An 18,295-nucleotide genomic window follows, 5' to 3' on the forward strand; every position below is an offset into this window, starting at 1 on the left:
GAGAGAAGGACGTGCCGACCGTGGCCGAGAGTCAGACCAGCACCGAGACCGACTGGGTCTCCCGCTTCGCGGACGATGTCATCGCCGAATCGGAGCGTCGTGCGCCTGGCAAACCGGTCGTCGTCGCCTCCGGTCTGTCCCCGTCGGGCCCCATCCACCTGGGCAACCTCCGCGAGGTCATGACCCCGCACCTGGTCGCCGACGAGATCCGCCGCCGCGGCCTCACCGTCCGCCACCTGATCTCCTGGGACGACTACGACCGCTACCGCAAGGTGCCGGCCGGGGTCCCCGGTGTGGACGAGACCTGGGCCGAGCACATCGGCAAGCCGCTGACCTCGGTGCCCGCCCCGGCCGGGTCCGCCCACCCGAACTGGGCCGAGCACTTCAAGGCCGCCATGACCGGGGCGCTGGACGAGCTCGGTGTCGAGTACGACTCCGTCAGCCAGACGGAGCAGTACCTCGCGGGCACGTACCGCGAGCAGATCCTGCACGCCATGAGGCACCGCGGCGACATCGACGCCATCCTCGACCGCTACCGGACGAAGAAGGACCCGGGCGCGGCGGCCAAGGGCGGCAAGAAGCCGCAGCAGAAGAAGGTCGACGAGGCCGAGCTGGAGGCCGCCGAGGGCTCCGGCGCGGCGGACGAGGACGACGGCAGCGGCAACACCGCCGGCTACTTCCCGTACAAGCCGTACTGCGGCAACTGCGAGAAGGACCTCACGGTCGTCACCTCGTACGACGACGACACGACCGAGCTGAACTACACCTGCTCGGCGTGCGCCTTCGCGGAGACCGTCCGGCTGAACGAGTTCAACCGCGGCAAGCTGGTCTGGAAGGTCGACTGGCCCATGCGCTGGGCGTTCGAAGGCGTGATCTTCGAGCCGAGCGGCGTGGACCACTCGTCGCCGGGCTCGTCGTTCGTCGTCGGCGGCCAGATCGTGCGCGAGGTCTTCGACGGCGTCCAGCCGATCGGACCGATGTACGCGTTCGTCGGGATCTCCGGCATGGCGAAGATGTCCTCCAGCAAGGGTGGCGTCCCGACGCCGGAGGACGCGCTGAAGATCATGGAAGCGCCGCTGCTGCGCTGGCTGTACGCACGCCGCAAGCCCAACCAGTCGTTCAAGATCGCCTTCGACCAGGAGATCCAGCGGCTGTACGACGAGTGGGACTCGCTGGCGCGCAAGGTCGCCGACGGCTCCGTCCTGCCGGCCGACGCGGCGGCGTACGCCCGGGCCGTCGGCACGGCCGCCGGTGAGCTGGCGAGCACCCCGCGCCCGCTGCCGTACCGCACCCTCGCCTCGGTCGCCGACATCACTGCCGGGGCCGAGGACCAGACGCTGCGCATCCTCAGCGAGCTGGACCCGGAGAACCCGCTGACCTCGCTGGACGAGGCGCGGCCGCGTCTGGACCGTGCCGAGAACTGGATCACCAGCCAGGTCCCGGCGGAGGCGCGCACGATCGTGCGCGACGAGCCGGACAAGGAGCTCCTCGGTTCGCTGGACGAGCAGGGACGGGAGTCCCTGCGGCTGCTCCTGGAGGGGCTGGACTCGCACTGGTCGCTCGACGGGCTGACGACGCTCGTCTACGGCGTGCCGAAGGTGCTGGCCGGGCTCGACGCGGACGCCAAGCCGACGCCGGAGCTGAAGGTGGCCCAGCGGTCGTTCTTCGCGCTCCTGTACCGGTTGCTCGTCAGCCGCGACACCGGGCCGCGACTGCCCACCCTGCTGCTCGCGGTGGGGGCGGACCGGGTGCGCAGGCTGCTCGGCGCGTAACGCGTCCGGCGCACGTATACGCGTAACGCGTCCGGCGCACGTATATACGTGCGGTGTGTGTACGGCGAAGGGCCGTCACCCGGTGATCCGGGTGGCGGCCCTTCGCTGCTACCCGCGGCGGGGGGATTCCGCGGGGGCCGTGCCTCACGGGGGGGGTTGAGGCACGTGGGTTGTGCCTCACGGGGGGGTGGTGAGGCACAAGCAGGGGGTGGCTCGTGGGGTGGTGGTGAAGGGGTCGGAGGCCCGGGCCGGCCGGGTGCGGGGTCAGGCCGCAGGGGCCAGGGACTTCTCCGGGTCGGAGAACGTGTCGCGCGGGACGCGGGGGACGGTGGCCTTGGCGAGACCCGTCAGGGTCCTGCCCGGGCCGATCTCCATGAGGCGGTCGCAGGCCAGTTCCGTGGTGAGCGTGTGCAGCGTGTCCGACCAGCGGACCGGGGCCGTCAGCTGGAGGCGCAGCAGCTCCGCCCAGTGCGGCCCGCCGCGGTGGGCGCGGGCGTCCACATTGGAGACGACCGCGGAATGGCCGGGCATGAACCGTGCCGTGGCGAGGGCCGCCGCGAAGGGCTCGACCGCCCCGGCCATCAACGGGGTGTGGAAGGCGCCGCCCACTGTCAGGGCCACCACCTTCGCGGCCCCGGCCCGCTCCGCCGCCCGGGAGCAGCGCTCCACGTCGGCCGCCCGGCCCGCGATCACCGTCTGCTGCGGTGAGTTGAGGTTCGCCACCCACACCTGGCCGCCGTCCGCGTGGATCTCGTCGACCACGTGCTGTGCCTGTGCCGCGTCCAGGCCGATGACCGCGGCCATCGCGCCGTCCGCGCTTTCGCAGGCCGTCCGCATCGCCGTGCCGCGTGCCACGATCAGGCGGACCGCGTCCTGCGGGTCCAGGATCCCGGCGGCGACGAGGGCGGTGTACTCGCCCAGGCTGTGTCCGGCGCACGCGCCGGGGAAGGCGGCCAGCGGGTGCTGGCGGCGCAGCTCCGTCAGCGCCACCATGGCCAGGGTGAAGGTGGTCAGCTGGGCGTTGTCGGTGCGCCGCAGCGTCTCCGTGCCGGCGTCCAGCAGCAGGGCTTCCATGTCCCGGCCGGCGGCCTCGGAGACCTCTGCCACCACGGACCAGCCGGGGGTGCGGTGCCAGGGCAGGCCCATGCCCGGACGCTGGGCTCCCTGCCCGGGGAACATGAGTGCCAGTCGGGTGCTCGTCATCGTCTTGCGTCTCCTTCCTGCGGCCGGGGGCGATGTGTCACTGCGATGGGGAACGCGTTCCCATCCGCTGACACGCGTTCCCCGCCACCGGAGTCAGTGACTTTCCCATTCCCGGATACCGCGGTCCGGATCACATTTTTGCGATCCGTTGCCTTCTCCGGTGATGAAACCACTTCAACCCCCCTTTCAGGAACGTGCGTTGCACTTGAGTGGTGGCTGAATGCGCCTTTGGGAGGGGGAGTGTTCCTTTGTGTTATCGGGCCGGTTCCGCCGTGATTCCCGGACCGGTTCCGCGTGTTGGGTCGAATATCAGGCGACGGCCTGGCCGAGCAGGGCCAGATGTGCGCAGTGCTGCGTGACCATGAAGAAGCGGTACGGGCGGCGTCGCAGGTGGCGGTCGTCGGCGGCGTTGCCGCCGAGCGTCACGGCGGCCAGCGCCAGCCCGCCCACCAGGACGACGCAGGCGGTGGGCAGTTGCTCCGGTGCCCAGCGCAGCGCCCCGGCGGTGAAGGAGACCCCCACGAAGCAGGCGCCCACCGCGACGAGGACGCGGGTGCGCCGTTCGCCCAGGGTCACGGCCCAGGTCCTGCGGCCGGCGGCGGCGTCGCCCTCGATGTCGGAGAAGTCCTTGGCGACCGCACCGACGAGCGCCATCCACAGGGACATGGCGAGGGCCGTAAGGAACAGTGCGGGTGAGCTGCCCGAGACGCCGAGCGCGAGCGGGCCGGCGGCGTAGGTGAGCAGCCCGGACGCGAACACCACTCCCATCGTGGCGGGCGTGCTGTTCTTCCAGCCGGTGCGGGGCGCGGAGTAGGCGAGCCCGAGCAGCAGCATCGCCGCGCACAGCAGCAAGGGGCCGGGACCGGCGCATGCCGCGGACATCAGGGAGGCGATGGCAGCCCAGCGTGCGACGAGCAGTGCGGCGGGGCGGGACAGCCGGTCGCTCGCTATCGGCCTGGCCGAGCCGTTGACCTGGTCCTCGTGGTAATCCCTGTACCCGTTGTAGAGATAGGTGGAGAAGATGGCGCCCAACCATGCGAGGGAGCCGCACACCGCCTGGAGCACCGACCATGCGCCGATGACCGGATCCGCTGCGAGCGCCAGCGCGATGCCGGCGAAATAACGGAGCTGGAAGGCCATCAGAACGACGGGCCGGGATTCTTCGATGCAGAGCCGCAGAATGCTTTGATTCCGGTACTTCGGACCACTGGGTGCAGTCACAGGCAGTGGCCGTATCGTCGCCGTAGGCATGGCCAGGACTCTAGGCATGAGGGGGTCGGCCTGACTGTTCTGCAAATGAGCCATGCCTACCTCTAAAGAGGCATCGAATACCGGCGGGTCGGATTCCGAATTCATCCCGTCGCCGGAGCCTTTTTCATTCCGCTCTGGTACGCCGGACCACCGCCGAAGTGGACCCCCCGCCCGCCTCCCGCCCGCGCTTCGCTGGTGAGCAGGCGGGCGCCGTCCTTTCCGGCACCCCGCTTCCCGTCATGGGCCGTTGGCAGCCCTGGTCCGTTTCCGACCCCGGGAAGCCATCATGCGTACCCTGCTGTCCCCGTCCCTGTCCCCGATTTCTTCCCCGAGTACCCCGGTCCTCGTGCCCGGGGAGATCCATGTCTGGTCCGTTTCCCTGGACCGTGTCCCGTCCGAGGGGGCGGACGCGGTCCTCGATCCCGGCGAACGCGCCCGTCTTGCGCGGATTCGTCACCCCGTCGCCCGGTGGCGCTACCGCTGCGCCCATCTCGCCCTGCGTACGGTGCTCGGCCGGTACCTCGGAGTCGCTCCCGGTCTGCCCCGCTTCACCCGCCGCTGCCCCGAGCCGGACCTGTGCGGCGACTGCGGCCGCGGGCGGCCCGTGCTCGTGGACGGGCCATGGCCGGATCTCGGCTTCAGCCTGTCGCACTCCGGGGCGGCCGCCCTGGTGGGTGTGGCCGGGGGGCCGGGGGCGGTGGGCGTGGACGTCGAGCGGCTCCGCGCGTCCTTCGACTGGAGCCGGGTGCCGGCGGTGGGCGCGCAGGACCGGATCGCCGGGTTCCGCACCTGGACCGCGGTCGAGGCGGTGGGCAAAGCGGCTGGAACCGGGCTCCGTACACCCGTGTTTGTCGGTGCGCCGGAATCGGGCGGGCTGCGGCGCGCGCACCGGTCCGGCGATTCGGCCGACTGGTTCGTGCGCGACGTGGACTGCCCCGATGGATATGTCGGTTGCGTTGCCACGGCGACGCCGGAGGCCGCGGTTACCGTGTTTTCATGGCCGTAGGACGGCTTGTCTCAGAACGTGGGACGGGTAGAGTCGTGCTGACATTTCGTAACCTACGATGATGATCCGTGAGTAGGTTTCAGGTGAGGGTGGGGGCTCTTTTGATGCATTCGGGTTTTATTGAATCCGAAACAGCCGAACAACTTCTGTCCCGGACGCACGAATTACTGTCCGATTACCGGAGTCGGCTTGAAATGATCAAAAGTCCCCTGGTCGCATCCGAGGAGACCTGGAGTACGTGCGCCCTACAGGCGGAGCGGATCATCCGGGACTGCGCGGACAGCCTGCGGCACGGCCGGGCCGAGGTGCGTGACGGGCTGATCCAGCAGGTCGAGGGCCTGGGGGTGGAGCGGGCGACGCAGGGGATCGACGCCGTCCACTCCATCCGTGCCGGAATGATCCTTTTCGACATCGTCTTCGACGCGCTCGGCAAGGCCATGGTCGACTCGCCCGCCGCGTTCGACGGCTTCCAGGCGGGCGTGCGTACGTTGCAGCGGGGGATCGGCAAACGGCTGGAAGCCGGCGCGATCGGGCACGACACCTACCTGCTGAACACGGTGCGGGAGGTCAACGCCGCCAGCCAGCGGCAGCTCGCCCGCGAGATACACGACCACCTCGGCAACTACGTCAGCCTCGCCCTGCGCCGGATCGAACTGCACGAACTGACCTGGGAATCCAGCCCTCATGAGGTCGCCGCGCGGATCGGTGCCGTCAAGGAAACCCTCACCGAGGCCCTCGGCATCATCCGCGACCTGGTCACCCAGTTGCGTCGGGCCGACCGCGAAGGCACGTTGGAGTCGGCGTTCACCGCCTTCCTGGAGTCGATGGAGATCACCCCCTCCAAGGTGCGGATCCAGGTCAACGGCAGTGAGGAGTGGGCCCCGCAGGACACGCTCGACGAGGTGTTCGTCGTGGTGCGGGAGTGCCTGCGCAACTCCCTGGCCCATGCCGAGGCCGAGCACGTGCTCGCGGCGGTGGACATCGCACCGTACAAACTGCAGGCGCTGATCGAGGACGACGGACGCGGCTTCGACGTCTCGTCGGTCGCCACGGCGGGACGGGCCAACGGGATCGCGTCGGCCACCGAGCGGGTCGAACTGCTCGGCGGAACGATCCTGTTCACCAGCTCCACCGAATCCGGCGGCACCCAGGTCACGATCACGATCCCCCTGATGGACCTCCCAGGTGATTCCGTTGAACGCGCGACCTGAACTGATCCGCATCCTCGCGGCCGACGACCACACGCTGCTGCGCACCGCGCTGGCCGAACTGCTCAACGCGGAGGACGACCTGCAGGTCGTCGCCCAGGCGAGCAGCGGACGGGCCCTCGCGGAGCTGGTGGAGCGGCACCAGCCGCATGTGCTGCTGCTCGACGTGGAGATGCCGGACCACCACCCCCGGGCGGCGGTACGCGGGCTGCTGGAACGTTTTCCCGCCCTGCGGATCATCATCCTCACCATGTACGACGACCAGCCGCTCGTCCACGAGCTGCTGCAGCTGGGCGCCCGGGGCTATCTGCACAAGAGCGTCTCCCGGGCGGCCCTGCTGAGTGCTGTCCGCAACGCCGCGCGGGAGGACGACCAGATCACCATCCTGGTGCCGCGCTCGGGCTACACCGCGGGCGGTGACCACACACACGAGCAGGAAACGGGTCCGGTGTCGCCGCGCGAGCGCGAGGTGCTGACGTGTGTCGCGGAAGCCATGAGCAATCGGCAGATCGCGGCCAGGCTCGGCATCACCGAAGGCACCGTCAAGCGTCATCTGCGCAACATCTTCGACAAGTTGGAGGCGGTGTCGCGCATCGACGCGGTGAACAAGGCGCTGGCCCAGAAGCTGATCGCGGCCCCCCGGGGCCGTTCGATGCGCTGAGGGGCCGCCGGGCCCGGCGGCTCAGCCGCGGCGCGCTTCCTCGTACGCCGCGCCGATCGCCGCCACGGCCTCCGAAATGCCCGTGAGGGGCAGTGAGCCGTACCCGAGGAGCAGGCCCGGCTCACCGGGCGGCCCGCCGAAGCGGAACGCCGCGCCGCTGCGGACCAGGACCGAGCGGCGCAGGGCGCCATGGACCACGGCCGCCTCGTCGGTGCCGGGGGGCAGCACCGCGTAGCTGTGCAGGCCGGCCGCGCAGCCGATGATCCGGGCCTCCGGCAGGGACTCGTGGACGGCCGCGGCCAGGGCCTCGCGGCGGGAGCGGTAGCGGGAGCGCACCCGGCGCAGGTGCCGGTCCAGCAGGCCGCTGCGCATCAGCTCGGCGAAGGCCAGCTGGGTGAGGGTGTCGGAGCCCTGGTCCTGGCGGGAGCGGACCCGTTCCATCAGGGGGTACAGCTTCGGGGGTATCGCCAGCCAGCCCAGCCGCAGGCCGGGGACCAGGACCTTGCTCGTGGTCCCCGCGTACACCACCCGCTCCGGGTCGCCCTCCTGCAGAGCGGTGGGCCTGACCCCGCGGTCGAACCAGAACTCGCCGTCGTAGTCGTCCTCGATGATCCAGCCGTCCCGGGCCCGCGCCCAGGCCAGGAGCTGCTCGCGGCGCTCCGGCGACATGATGACCCCGGTCGGGAACTGGTGCGCGGGGGTGACCAGGACCGCGCGGGCGCCCGTACGCTCCAGGGCCTCGACGACCAGGCCCTCCTCGTCGACCGGGACCGGCAGGGGGGTCAGCCCGGTGTCCAGGATGAAACGGCGCTGTCCGCTGTGCCCCGGCTCCTCGATGGCCAGTTCATGGATCCCGAGGCGCTGGAGGGAGTCGGAGAGCAGTGCCAGCCCCTGGGCGAACCCCGCGGTGACCATCACCTGCCCGGGCTCGGTGTGCACCGAGCGCACCCGCCCCAGATACCCCGAGAGTTCATTGCGCAGCTCGGCGATGCCGGAGACCGGGGGGTAGTCCATGCCCTCGCGGCCGACGTTCTGCAGCACCTTCGTATAGGAGTTGAGCCACTCCTGCCGGGGGAAGTTCGACAGGTTCGCTATGCCGACCCGCAGATCCCAGCGCGCACTCGTCGCCGGACGGGAGTCCAGCAGGGACGTGTCGCCGACGCTCTCGGGCATCTGCCGGGCGACGTGGGTGCCCGATCCGCGGACCGCGTCCAGGTAGCCCTCGGCGATCAGCTGCTCGTACGCCTCGACCACCACGCTGCGGGAAAGCCCCAGGTCCAGGGCTAGTTGACGGCTCGACGGCAATCGCGACCCGGGGTGCAGAACCCGGTCCTCGACCCTGGTCTTGATGGCGTTCTGGAGCTGTGCCGTGAGCGGTACTGCCGAGTCCCGGTCCACTTGGACCGACAGATGCCAGGCCATCTGGTCTGCTCCGTCTCCCCCGCAGTGGTCTGGAGGAACCCCCTCGCCCACTGGCCTACTTGATCACGCCAACGGCCTTAATTTATAGCACTCAGAGGGAGAACCCCATGGCTGAAATGACTGGCGTACTCGCTCCCGTGATCCAAGGGCGGGACAGCGCGAGCGTCTTCGACGAGAAGATCGAACGCCGCACCCTGCGGGTGGGAATCGTCGGCCTCGGATACACCGGTCTTCCGCTCGGTCTCGGATTCGCCACGGCCGGTCTTCCGGTGCTCGGGCTGGACACCGACGCCGAGCGGGTCGACCGGGTGGTGCGTGGCAGTTCCTATCTGCCGGACGTCAGTGACGGCGAACTCGCCGCAGTGGCAGCCCGGTTGAAGGCGACCACCGAGCCCGGCGAGCTGGCCGGCTCGGACGTCCTGATCGTCTGCGTGCCCACCCCGGTGACCGGCGACCAGCAGGCCAACCTGGACTACGTGCAGGCCGCGATGGACTCGGTGGCTCCGCTGCTGCGCCGCGGGTCCCTGCTGATCCTGCAGTCCACCGTCCCCCCGGGCACCACGGCGGCCGCCGCGGCCGCCCTGGCCCGCACCACCGGCCTGGAGCCGGGCACCGACTTCCACGTTGCGATGGCACCGGAGCGGGTCGACCCCGCCAACACCAGCGGCTGGAACCTCGCGAACACACCGAAGGTGGTGGGCGGCCTCACCGAGGAGTGCACCCGTCGCGCGGCGGCCCTGTTCGGGCTGGTCTGCGAGACGGTGGTCCCGGTCTCCCGGACGGAGATCGCGGAGATGTCCAAGGTCTTCGAGAACACCTTCCGCCTGGTCAACATCAGCCTGACGCTGGAACTCTCCGACCTGTGCCGCGAGTTGGAGATACCGGTCCGTGAGGTGATCGACGCGGCCGCCACGAAGCCCTACGGCTTCCTCCCGCACTACCCGGGGCCCGGCGTCGGCGGCGAGTGCATCCCGGTCGATCCGCTGTTCCTGCGGGAGGCGGCGGACCGTGCCGGTACCGAGATGAAGCTGGTGGCCGCCGCGTTCGAGCGCGTGGAGCAGCGGCCCTGGCAGGTCGTGGAGCGGCTCGCGGAGCTGGTCGAGGCCCGCGGTTCCTCGTTGCGCGGGGCCAAGGTGCTGGTCGTCGGGGTCAGTTACAAGTCCGGCGTCGCCGATCTGCGTAACGCGCCCGCCCTGGACGTCATCCGCGGGCTGCGCGGCGCCGGGGCCGTCGTCTCGTACCACGATCCGCTGGTTCCGGGCCTCGTCGTGGACGGGGAGCCGGTCACCGAGGCCGACTGGGCGGTGGTGGAGCTGGCGCAGCTGGACGCCGCGGTGATGGTCACCTCCGTGCCCGGACTGGAGCAGGACCTGTTGTGGGGCATCCCGCCGGTCGTCCTCGACACCCACAACAAGCTCGCGGCGGCCAGCAATGTGGCGGTGCTGTGATGGCGGCCGCCCTGCTCGCAGGCCGTGCGCTCCCCACCGTCACCCGGGACGCGGTAGCGGGCCGTACGGTGTCGTCGGAGGCGGCCCGGGCGGCGGTGGCGGAGCTGCTGGACGAGGCCACGGACGAGGTGGACGCCGCTGCCTTCCTGACCGCCGTCGCGGTGGGCGGGGCGACCCCGGCACTCGTGGCGGCCGCGGTGGAGGCGGTGCTGGCGGTGGCCAGGCCGGTCGACTGGACGGGCCCGGCGGTCGATGTGGTCGGCACCGGCGGTGACGGCAGCGGCTCGGTCAACATCTCCACGCTGGCCGCTCTGGTCGCGGCGTCGGCCGGGGCGACCGTGGCCAAGGCCGGTAACCGGGCGGCGACTTCGCAGTGCGGGAGCGCCGACCTGCTGGAGGCCCTCGGCATCGACCTCGACCCCGGGGACGGCATCACGGGGCTGCTGGCCGAGCACCGGTTCGCGTTCCTCTTCACCCCCGCGCTCCATCCGGCGCTGAGCAGGCTTGCCCCGGTCCGCCGCCGGCTGGGCTTCCGCACCCTGTTCAACCTGTCCGGCCCGCTGTCCAACCCGGCCCCGCTGACCGGCCGGCTCATCGGCACCGCGACCCGGCAGGACCAGGAGGTCCTGGCGCAGGCGGCGCTCCTGCTCGGCTACCGGCGGACCTGGGTCATCCAGGGCTTCGACGGGATGGACGAACTGACCACCGCAGGGCCCGCGCGGGTGCTCCAGGTGGACGGCGGCGAACTCACCGAGTTCACCGTCGACCCGGCCGGACTGCCGCTGGAGCCGGCGGGCCGGGCGGAGCTGGCGGGCGGTGACGCGGCACGCAACGTGGTCCTCGCCCGCCAGGTCCTCGACGGGACGGCGCCCGCACCACTGCTCGACACCGTGCTGCTGAACGCGGCCGCCGTACTCCGACTGGCCGGGACCGCGGCGGACCTGCCGTCCGCGCTCGCCCTCGCCCGGAACGCCGTACAGCAGGGGGCCCCGGCCGCTCTGGCCACCCGGCTCGCCCGAACCCCGATCACCCCGGAGAACACCTGATGGCCACGCATCTCGACGACATAGTCGCCGCCAAACGTGCCGCCTGGAGCGGCCCGGCGGCAGCCGACGCCGCAGCCCGCGGCCGCAGGACGGCCTCCGTGCCCGGCCGGTTCGCCGCCGCACTCGGCGGGGACGAGGTCTCGGTCATCGCCGAGATCAAGCCGAAGTCCCCCTCCAAGGGACAGCTGCTCGACCCGGCACAGGCCGTTCCCACCGCCAGGAGCTACATCGCGGGAGGCGCCTCGGCCATCTCCGTGCTCGCCGACTCGCCCTACTTCGGCGGCTCGGCCGAGCTGGTCCGCACCGTCGCGGAGCATCCGGACGTCACCGTCCCCGTCATGTTCAAGGACTTCCTGGTCGACACCCGCCAGGTGACGCTCGCCCACGACAGCGGCGCCGACGGCGTCCTGATCATCGCCCGCGCCGTCGACGACGCGCTGCTGACCGACCTGGTGCGGACCGCGCACGGCCTCGGCCTCGACGCGCTGGTGGAGACCTTCACCCAGGACGAGGTGGACCGCGCCCTGACCGCCGGGGCCCGCATCGTCGGCATCAACAACCGGGATCTGCAGACCTTCTCGGTGGACCTTGACAATTCGGCCAGGCTGCGCCGCGACATCCCGCGAGGCGTGCTTACCGTCAGTGAGAGCGGCCTGTCCGGCCGCCCCGACATCGAACGTATCGCCGCGCACGGCTTCGACGCTGCGCTGATCGGCGAGTCCCTGCTCAGCAGCCCCGACCCCGCCGCGCAGCTGCGCTCCTACACCGGGGTCCCCATTCTGGAGGTGGCCTCGTGAACGGCCGATTCGGCGAGTACGGCGGACAGTTCGTCGCGGAGACCCTGGTGGGCCCGCTTCAGGAGCTGGAGGAGGAGTACGAGAAGGCTCTGCTCGACCCGGAGTTCACCGCGGAGCTCGACAAGCTGCTCAAGATGTTCGTCGGCCGGCCCACGCCGATCACCGAACTGCACCGGCTCGGCGCCACCGAGAACGGCGTCAAGCTCTGGCTCAAGCGCGAGGACCTGACCCACACCGGCGCCCACAAGATCAACAACTCGATCGGGCAGGCGCTGCTCGCCCGCCGCCTCGGCAAGAAGCAGATCATCGCCGAGACCGGCGCCGGCCAGCACGGTGTGGCCGTGGCCGCGGCATGTGCCTACCTCGGGCTCGACGCCACCGTCTACATGGGCCGGGTCGACGCCGAACGGCAGGCCCCCAACGTGCAGCGGATGAAGCTGCTCGGAGCCCGCGTCGAGCTGGTCGACCTGGGCACGGCGACGCTGAAGGACGCCATCAACGCCGCGATCCGTGAGTGGATCGCGCGCCCCGACACCACGCACTACCTGCTCGGCTCGGTCGTCGGGCCGCACCCCTTCCCGACCATCGTGCGCAACTTCCAGTCGGTCATCGGCCGGGAGGCCCGCGCCCAGTTCCTGGAGGAGAACGACCGGCTGCCCGACGCGGTCGTGGCCTGTGTCGGCGGCGGTTCCAACGCGGCCGGGATGTTCAGCGCCTTCCTCGACGACCCGGTCCGCCTCGTCGGCGTGCAGGCCGCCGGTGAGGGCAAGGGCGGAGAGGGCGGGCACGCGGCCCCGCTGCTCTACGGGGACCCGGGCGTACTGCAGGGCACCCGAACCTACCTGCTGCAGGACGACGACGGGCAGATCCAGCTCACCCACTCCATCGCTCCCGGCCTGGACTACGCCGGCGTCGGCCCCGAGCACTCGTACTACAAGGACTCCGGGAAGGTCGAGTACATCTCCGCCTCCGACAACGAGGCCCTGGACGCGTTCGTCGCGCTCAGCGCCCAGGAGGGCATCCTCCCGGCCCTGGAGTCCGCGCACGCGGTGGCCGGCGCCCTCAAGGTGGCCCGCCAGTGCGCCCCCGGCAGCACCGTCCTCGTCAATCTCTCCGGCCGCGGTGACAAGGACCTCACCTCCGCCATGGCCGCCCTCGAACAGCGTGAGGAGACTTCCCGATGAAGCGCATCGAACAGACCTTCACCGACAACCGGACGAAGGACGAGACCACCCTGGTCGCCTACATCACCTCCGGCTACCCGCTGCTCGGTGAGACCGTCGGCCTGATCTCCGCCGCCGTGGACGCGGGCGCCGACGTGATCGAGCTCGGTGTCCCGTTCTCCGACCCGCTGGGCGACGGCCCGGTCATCCAGGCCACCGGCCAGGCAGCCCTGGACACGGGCACCACCGCCGCCGCCACCCTCGACGTCGTCGCCGAGGCGCGCGCCGCCGGGGTCGAGGCGCCGATCGTGCTCATGGGCTACTGCAACCCGTTCCTGCGGTACGGCCTGACCCAGCTGTACGACGACGCCAGGTCGGCCGGCGTCGACGGGTTCGTCGTCCCCGACCTGCCGGTCAGCGAGGGCGCGGAGTGGCTGGCGCAGGCCGAGGCCACCGAGCTCGGCCAGACGTTCTTCACCGCTCCCGGCAGCTCGGCGGAGCGCATCGCGGCGTCCGCCGCCGCCTCCCGGGGCTTCCTGTACGTCCTCGCGGCGAACGGCGTCACCGGGGTGCGCAAGGACCTGGACCCGGGCATCGACGCCTACCTGGAGCGGGTGCGCGCCGCCGGGGACACCCCGATGGCCGTCGGGTTCGGCATCTCCCGCCCGGAGCACGTGGCCTCGCTGCACGGCAAGACGGACGGCGTGATCGTGGGCAGCGCGCTGCTGCAGGCCATCGGCGCCGCCAGGGACGCGGCCGGCCGCCGCCGGGCCGTCACCGGGCTGATCTCCTCCCTCAAGGCGGCCACGCGATGAGTGACGCCACCGCCATCCCGTTCTTCAGTGGGGCGGCCTCAGCCCGCCGCGACCGCTCCCGGCTGGAGGCCATGGTCCGCCAGGTGGCCGCCTCCGGCCGGTTCACCTCGGGCCCGGTCACCGCCGAACTGGAGACCGTGATCGCCGAACGCACCGGCGCCCGGCACGCGGTGGCCGTCGCCAACGGGACCGACGCCCTCGTGATCCTGCTCCGGGCGGCGGGCATCGGCCCCGGCGACGAGGTCATCGTGCCCGCGTACACCTTCTTCGCCACCGCCTCGTCGGTGCTGCACGTGGGCGCCGAGCCGGTGCTGGTGGACGTGCTTCCCGGCAGCTACGCGATGGACCCGCAGCGCGCCGAGGCCGCGATCACCGAGCGCACCAAGGCGATCATGCCGGTCCACCTGTTCTCGCAGATGGCCGACATGGAGGTGCTGAAGGACCTGGCCGACCGGCACGGCCTCGTGCTGCTGGAGGACAGCGCCGAGGGCATCGACATGTGGGCGGGCGGGCGGCACGCGGGACTGTGGGGGAGCGGCGGGGTGCTCTCCTTCTTCCCCACCAAGACCCTCGGCTCGCTCGGCGACGCCGGAATGCTCCTCACCGACGACGACGAGATCGCCGCCTGTGCCCGGCGGCTGCGCCTGCACGGCCAGGGCACGGACGGCGCGTACGCCACGGACGGCGCGTACGTCTACCAGGAGATCGGCTACAACAGCCGGTGCGACGAGCTGCAGTCGGCGTTCCTGCTGCACCGGCTGGAGCGGCTGAGCGAGGAGACCGGGCGGCGCGCCGAGCTGGCCGCCCGCTACGACCGGCTGCTCGCCCCGCTCGCCGGGACCGTGACCACGCCCTGGATGGCGCCCGCCAAGACGCCGAGCAACCAGGTCTATTACGTGTACCTCATCGAGTGCGACCGCCGGGACGAGCTCGCCGCGTACCTGGAGGCCCACGGGGTCGGCACCGAGGCGTACTACCCGCGCCCGCTCACCCAGCAGCCGCTGCTCGCTCCGCTGCCCGGCTCCCGCCACCCCGTCCCGGTGTCCGAGGCCGCCGCGCGGCGCGCCCTGGCACTGCCCCTCTACCCCGATCTCACCGACCAGCAGGCCGACCGTGTCGCCGCCCTGGTCCACGCCTTCTACGGAGCCGCATCGTGACCACCGTCATCCCGTACTTCGACTGGCCCGCTCGCTCGGCCGACTGGGCCGACGACATCGTGGAGGTCTTCCAGGAGGTCGCCGAGAGCGACGAGTTCATCCTGAAGTCCCGGGTCGAGCGCCTGGAGGCGGAGATCGCCGCGCGCACCGGAGCGGCGCACGCCGTCGCCGTGGCCAGCGGCACCGGAGCGCTGACCGTGATCCTGGCCGCGCTCGGCCTCGGTGAAGGGGACGAGGTGGTCACCCCCGCCTTCTCCTTCGTCTCCACCGCCTCCACCATCGCCCTGCGCGGGGCGCGCCCGGTCTTCGCCGACGTCGAGTACGAGACGGGCCTGCTCGACCCGGCCGCAGCCGAGGCCGCGGTCACCGCACGCACCCGGGCACTGCTGCCGGCCTACCTGTTCACCAGCTCCCCGAAGATGGGCGCCTTCGCGGAGATCGCCGCCAGGCACTCACTGCACCTGGTCGAGGACAGCGCGATCGCCCTCGGCGCCGTGGCCGACGGCAGGCCCGCCGGCCGGCACGGTCACGCAGGGGTGTACTCCTTCTTCCCGGCGAAGCCCGCCGGAGGGATCGGCGACGCCGGGATGATCGTCACGGACGACCCCGAGCTCGCCCGTACCGCCCGGATGCTGCGCAACCACGGCCAGCCCGTCGGCAAGCGGTTCTACCACGAGCTGCTCGGCTTCAACTGCCGGATGGACGAGCTGACCGCCGGCTTCCTGCTGCGCAAACTCCCCCACCTGGACCGGCTGCTGGAGCGGCGCCGCGAGATCGCCGCGGTCTACGAGGAGGGGCTGCGCCCGCTGGCTCCGGCGCTGCTGCCGCCGCCGGGCGGGTTCGAGGGGCGCTCCGTCTACACCTATGTGGTGCGGGCCCAGCAGCGCGAGGAGCTGCGCGGCTATCTGGCCGGCCAGGGCATCGAGACGGCCGTCTACTATCCGCGCCCCCTGCATCTGCAGCCCGCGTTCGCCCACCTCGGCCACGGGCCCGGTGACTTCCCCGTGGCCGAGCAGCTGTCCCGCGAGGCGCTCGCACTGCCCCTGCACCCGGACATGGCGCCAGGGGCGGCCGAACGCGTCGTGGCCGCCGTCAACCGCTTCTACGCGGCGGGGAGGTGAGCGCGGTGTCGGTGCGAGACCTCCAGGGCATCACCGTGGACCGGCTGTGCGGCATCGGGGACGAGGCCGCCCCCGATCTCGTGGGCCAGCTGGCCATCCATCACGAACTGGGCATGAGCGCGATCGAGCTGCGCACCGTCGACGGTCTCGGCCTGCACGAGCTGCCCGCCGGCGAAGCCGCCGACCTGGCCCGGCGCACCATCGTCGCGGGCCTGCGGGTGCCGGTCGTGGACACCCCGGTCGGCTCCTGGTCCACCAGCGTCGCCACCGGCATGGACGGCGAGCTCGCGGCGCTGGAGCGTTCCGCCAAGGCGGCGGCACTGCTCGGCTGCGACCGGCTGCGCGTCATGTCGTACCCCAACGACGGCCGGCCGGAGCGCGAGTGGCGCACCGAGTCGCTGCGCCGGATGCGGATGCTGGCCCGCGAGGCGGAGCGCCTGGGCGTGACGCTGCTGCACGAGAACTGCCAGGGCTGGGCCGGGCAGAGCGCCGCGCACTCGGTGCGCATGTTGGAGGAGGTCGCGAGTCCCCGCCTGCGGCTGCTGTTCGACACGGGCAACGGGATCGCGTACGGCTACGACTCCCTCGACTTCCTGCGCCGTGTGGTCCCGTGGGTGGAGCACGTGCACATCAAGGACGGGATCCTCTCCGGCGGCGCGGCCGAGTTCACGATGCCCGGCGAGGGCACGGCCCAGGTCGCCCAGTGCGTGCGGCTGCTGGAGGAGCACGGCTACCGCGGCCACTACAGCCTGGAGCCGCATCTGGCCCACATCCCGCATCTGGGGCTGTCGGGCGATCCGGCCGCACTCGCCGAGGGATACCGGGAGTACACCCGGCGCTGCATCGGGCTGCTCGGCGTCGACACCACGGACAGCCGTACGTACTGGGAGGAGAGCCATCATGGCTGAGACGGCCCGCACGACCCGCACCGACGGCGGCCTCGCGGCCGCGGATCTGGAGTGGCTGACCGAGCTGATGGCCGTCGACTCGGTCTCGCCCCTGGAAGGCGGCCCGATGGACGGGGCGGCCCGCGCGCAGCGGGTGTTCCTGGAGGGAGCCGTGGAGCGGGGCTTCCGTGTCGCCCTGCACGGGCCGCCCGCACCGGAACTGCTGGAGCGGCCCGAGGTGCCGGCCACGGTGCGCGAGATGGCCCGCCGCGACCTCTCCGCGTTCCTGGCCGGGCAGCCCTCCGTGGTGGTCGCCCTCGGATCCCCGCAGCCGCAGGAGCGCCGGCTGGTCGTCAACTTCCACGTGGACACGGTCGGACCGCACGTCGCGCCGCGCCTGGAGGGGCGGGTGCTGCACGGCCGGGGCGCCGTCGACGACAAGGGCCCGGGGGTCGCCGCCGCGGCCGGCGTGGCCGCCGCCTTCGCCGAGGACCCGGGGCTGAAGGACCGGATCGAGGTGCAGATCGCCTCCGTTCCCGGCGAGGAGGGCGGCGCGATGGGCACGTACGGCACCCGGGCGCTGGTCGACGCGGGGTACACCGGGCGCCTGATGGTGTTCGCCGAGCCCACGGGCAACACCTTCATGGACGGCTGCACCGCCGCGATGACCCCGCGGATCACCGTGACGGGCCAGGACTCCACCGACGACCACCCCGCCGACGGCCACAACGCCACCGTGCTCCTGGGCTTCCTCGCGGACTTCCTCGCCCGCCGGCTCGGCCCGCTCGCCCACGGGATGGGGGCCAAGCTCTGCGTGTCGGGCCTGCACACCGGCACGGCGCACAACCGGGTGTACGGCGGTGGGCAGTTGCTGCTCAACATCGCCTACCCGGCGACCGAGCAGGCCGAGCTGCTCGCCGCCTCCCTCGAAGTGCTGATCGAGGAGGCCCGTACCGAGTTCGCCCATTCCCACGCCCACGACCCGTTCAGCCGCCGCACGGTGAAGGACTGGCGCCGGATCGTCCGCCTCGACTGGCTGAAGCAGGGCCTGCCCACCCTGAACAACCGTGACGCGGAAGCCGAACTGTTCCTGAACGACGCCGGGTTCGTCCGCCACGACGGTCTCGCCGACGGCTCCGCGTTCACGTGCGACGCGATCTGGGCACCGGGCCCCGGCCGCTATGTCGTGGCCTGCGGACCGGGCCGCCTCGACGCCAACGGCGCGCACACACCGGACGAGTTCGTCCACCTGGACGACCTGGACACGTACGCCCGGCGCATCAAGGAACTGGTGCACGCGTTCGCCGCCCGCACCGCCTGATCCGTCATTTTCCGCCA

16 protein-coding genes are annotated in these 18,295 nt (G+C 71.6%); 13 read left to right on the plus strand and 3 right to left on the minus strand.

Translation table 11 applies throughout. The annotated features are described in order from the left end of the window. Positions 1-11 precede the first annotated feature (11 nt). On the plus strand, positions 12-1,772 hold the full coding sequence (lysS, locus tag AB0C82_RS19360) for a lysine--tRNA ligase (protein ID WP_362843253.1): 1,761 nt from the start codon (positions 12-14) through the stop codon (positions 1,770-1,772). Positions 1,773-2,036: 264 nt separating this feature from the next. On the opposite strand, the gene AB0C82_RS19365 is transcribed toward lysS, so the two are convergent. Together AB0C82_RS19365 and AB0C82_RS19370 are read right to left on the minus strand one after the other, a co-directional pair. After that, entirely contained in the window at positions 2,037-2,975 is a 939-nt protein-coding gene (locus AB0C82_RS19365) for an ACP S-malonyltransferase (RefSeq protein WP_362843256.1), read from the minus strand. Between the two features lie 309 nt (positions 2,976-3,284). Continuing rightward, positions 3,285-4,115 (minus strand): UbiA family prenyltransferase, encoded by an 831-nt coding sequence (locus AB0C82_RS19370; protein ID WP_362843260.1) that lies wholly within the window; start codon positions 4,113-4,115, stop codon positions 3,285-3,287. A 397-nt stretch (positions 4,116-4,512) separates the two neighbouring features. Here AB0C82_RS19370 and AB0C82_RS19375 point away from each other — a divergent pair, with 397 nt between their 5' ends. From AB0C82_RS19375 to AB0C82_RS19385, 3 genes are all read left to right on the plus strand, one after another. Then, on the plus strand, positions 4,513-5,232 hold the full coding sequence (locus AB0C82_RS19375) for a hypothetical protein (RefSeq protein ID WP_362843263.1): 720 nt from the start codon (positions 4,513-4,515) through the stop codon (positions 5,230-5,232). Positions 5,233-5,426: 194 nt separating this feature from the next. Further along, positions 5,427-6,443 carry a histidine kinase gene (locus AB0C82_RS19380; RefSeq protein ID WP_362843266.1) on the plus strand — a complete coding sequence of 339 codons (1,017 nt, stop codon included), beginning with the start codon at positions 5,427-5,429 and terminating at the stop codon, positions 6,441-6,443. Then, a complete protein-coding gene (locus AB0C82_RS19385) occupies positions 6,427-7,101 on the plus strand; it encodes a response regulator transcription factor (RefSeq protein ID WP_362843269.1) in 675 nt (224 codons plus the stop codon). Before AB0C82_RS19380 ends, AB0C82_RS19385 begins: the two co-directional genes overlap by 17 nt. Before the next feature lie 21 nt (positions 7,102-7,122). Here AB0C82_RS19385 and AB0C82_RS19390 read toward each other — a convergent pair whose 3' ends face one another. After that, on the minus strand, positions 7,123-8,523 hold the full coding sequence (locus AB0C82_RS19390; RefSeq protein ID WP_362843272.1) for a PLP-dependent aminotransferase family protein: 1,401 nt from the start codon (positions 8,521-8,523) through the stop codon (positions 7,123-7,125). Between the two features lie 107 nt (positions 8,524-8,630). On the opposite strand from AB0C82_RS19390, the gene AB0C82_RS19395 reads away from it, so the two are divergent. The 9 genes from AB0C82_RS19395 to AB0C82_RS19435 are packed head-to-tail and all read left to right on the plus strand — an operon-like array spanning position 8,631 to position 18,278. Beyond that, positions 8,631-9,971 carry a nucleotide sugar dehydrogenase gene (locus AB0C82_RS19395; RefSeq protein ID WP_362843274.1) on the plus strand — a complete coding sequence of 447 codons (1,341 nt, stop codon included), beginning with the start codon at positions 8,631-8,633 and terminating at the stop codon, positions 9,969-9,971. After that, positions 9,971-11,017, plus strand: a complete 1,047-nt coding sequence (trpD, locus tag AB0C82_RS19400) for an anthranilate phosphoribosyltransferase (protein ID WP_362843277.1) — start codon at positions 9,971-9,973, stop codon at positions 11,015-11,017. Before AB0C82_RS19395 ends, trpD begins: the two co-directional genes overlap by 1 nt. Further along, positions 11,017-11,814 (plus strand): indole-3-glycerol phosphate synthase TrpC, encoded by a 798-nt coding sequence (locus tag AB0C82_RS19405; protein WP_362843279.1) that lies wholly within the window; start codon positions 11,017-11,019, stop codon positions 11,812-11,814. Before trpD ends, AB0C82_RS19405 begins: the two co-directional genes overlap by 1 nt. Beyond that, complete coding sequence (gene trpB, locus AB0C82_RS19410) at positions 11,811-12,998, plus strand: tryptophan synthase subunit beta (protein WP_362843281.1); 1,188 nt, start codon at positions 11,811-11,813, stop codon at positions 12,996-12,998. The genes AB0C82_RS19405 and trpB overlap by 4 nt, the downstream gene beginning before the upstream one ends. Then, positions 12,995-13,792 carry a tryptophan synthase subunit alpha gene (trpA, locus tag AB0C82_RS19415; RefSeq protein ID WP_362843284.1) on the plus strand — a complete coding sequence of 266 codons (798 nt, stop codon included), beginning with the start codon at positions 12,995-12,997 and terminating at the stop codon, positions 13,790-13,792. Before trpB ends, trpA begins: the two co-directional genes overlap by 4 nt. Next, complete coding sequence (locus AB0C82_RS19420) at positions 13,789-14,949, plus strand: DegT/DnrJ/EryC1/StrS family aminotransferase (RefSeq protein ID WP_362843286.1); 1,161 nt, start codon at positions 13,789-13,791, stop codon at positions 14,947-14,949. The genes trpA and AB0C82_RS19420 overlap by 4 nt, the downstream gene beginning before the upstream one ends. Next, complete coding sequence (locus tag AB0C82_RS19425; RefSeq protein WP_362843288.1) at positions 14,946-16,070, plus strand: DegT/DnrJ/EryC1/StrS family aminotransferase; 1,125 nt, start codon at positions 14,946-14,948, stop codon at positions 16,068-16,070. The genes AB0C82_RS19420 and AB0C82_RS19425 overlap by 4 nt, the downstream gene beginning before the upstream one ends. Positions 16,071-16,075: 5 nt before the next feature. Continuing rightward, positions 16,076-16,978: a sugar phosphate isomerase/epimerase family protein gene (locus AB0C82_RS19430; protein WP_362843290.1), complete on the plus strand. Its 903-nt coding sequence runs from the start codon at positions 16,076-16,078 to the stop codon at positions 16,976-16,978. After that, positions 16,971-18,278, plus strand: a complete 1,308-nt coding sequence (locus AB0C82_RS19435) for a M20/M25/M40 family metallo-hydrolase (protein ID WP_362843293.1) — start codon at positions 16,971-16,973, stop codon at positions 18,276-18,278. The genes AB0C82_RS19430 and AB0C82_RS19435 overlap by 8 nt, the downstream gene beginning before the upstream one ends. Positions 18,279-18,295: the final 17 nt, after the last annotated feature.

Origin of the sequence: Streptomyces sp. NPDC048560 (assembly GCF_040650955.1) — a bacterium.
Classification (GTDB): Bacteria; Actinomycetota; Actinomycetes; order Streptomycetales; family Streptomycetaceae; genus Streptomyces.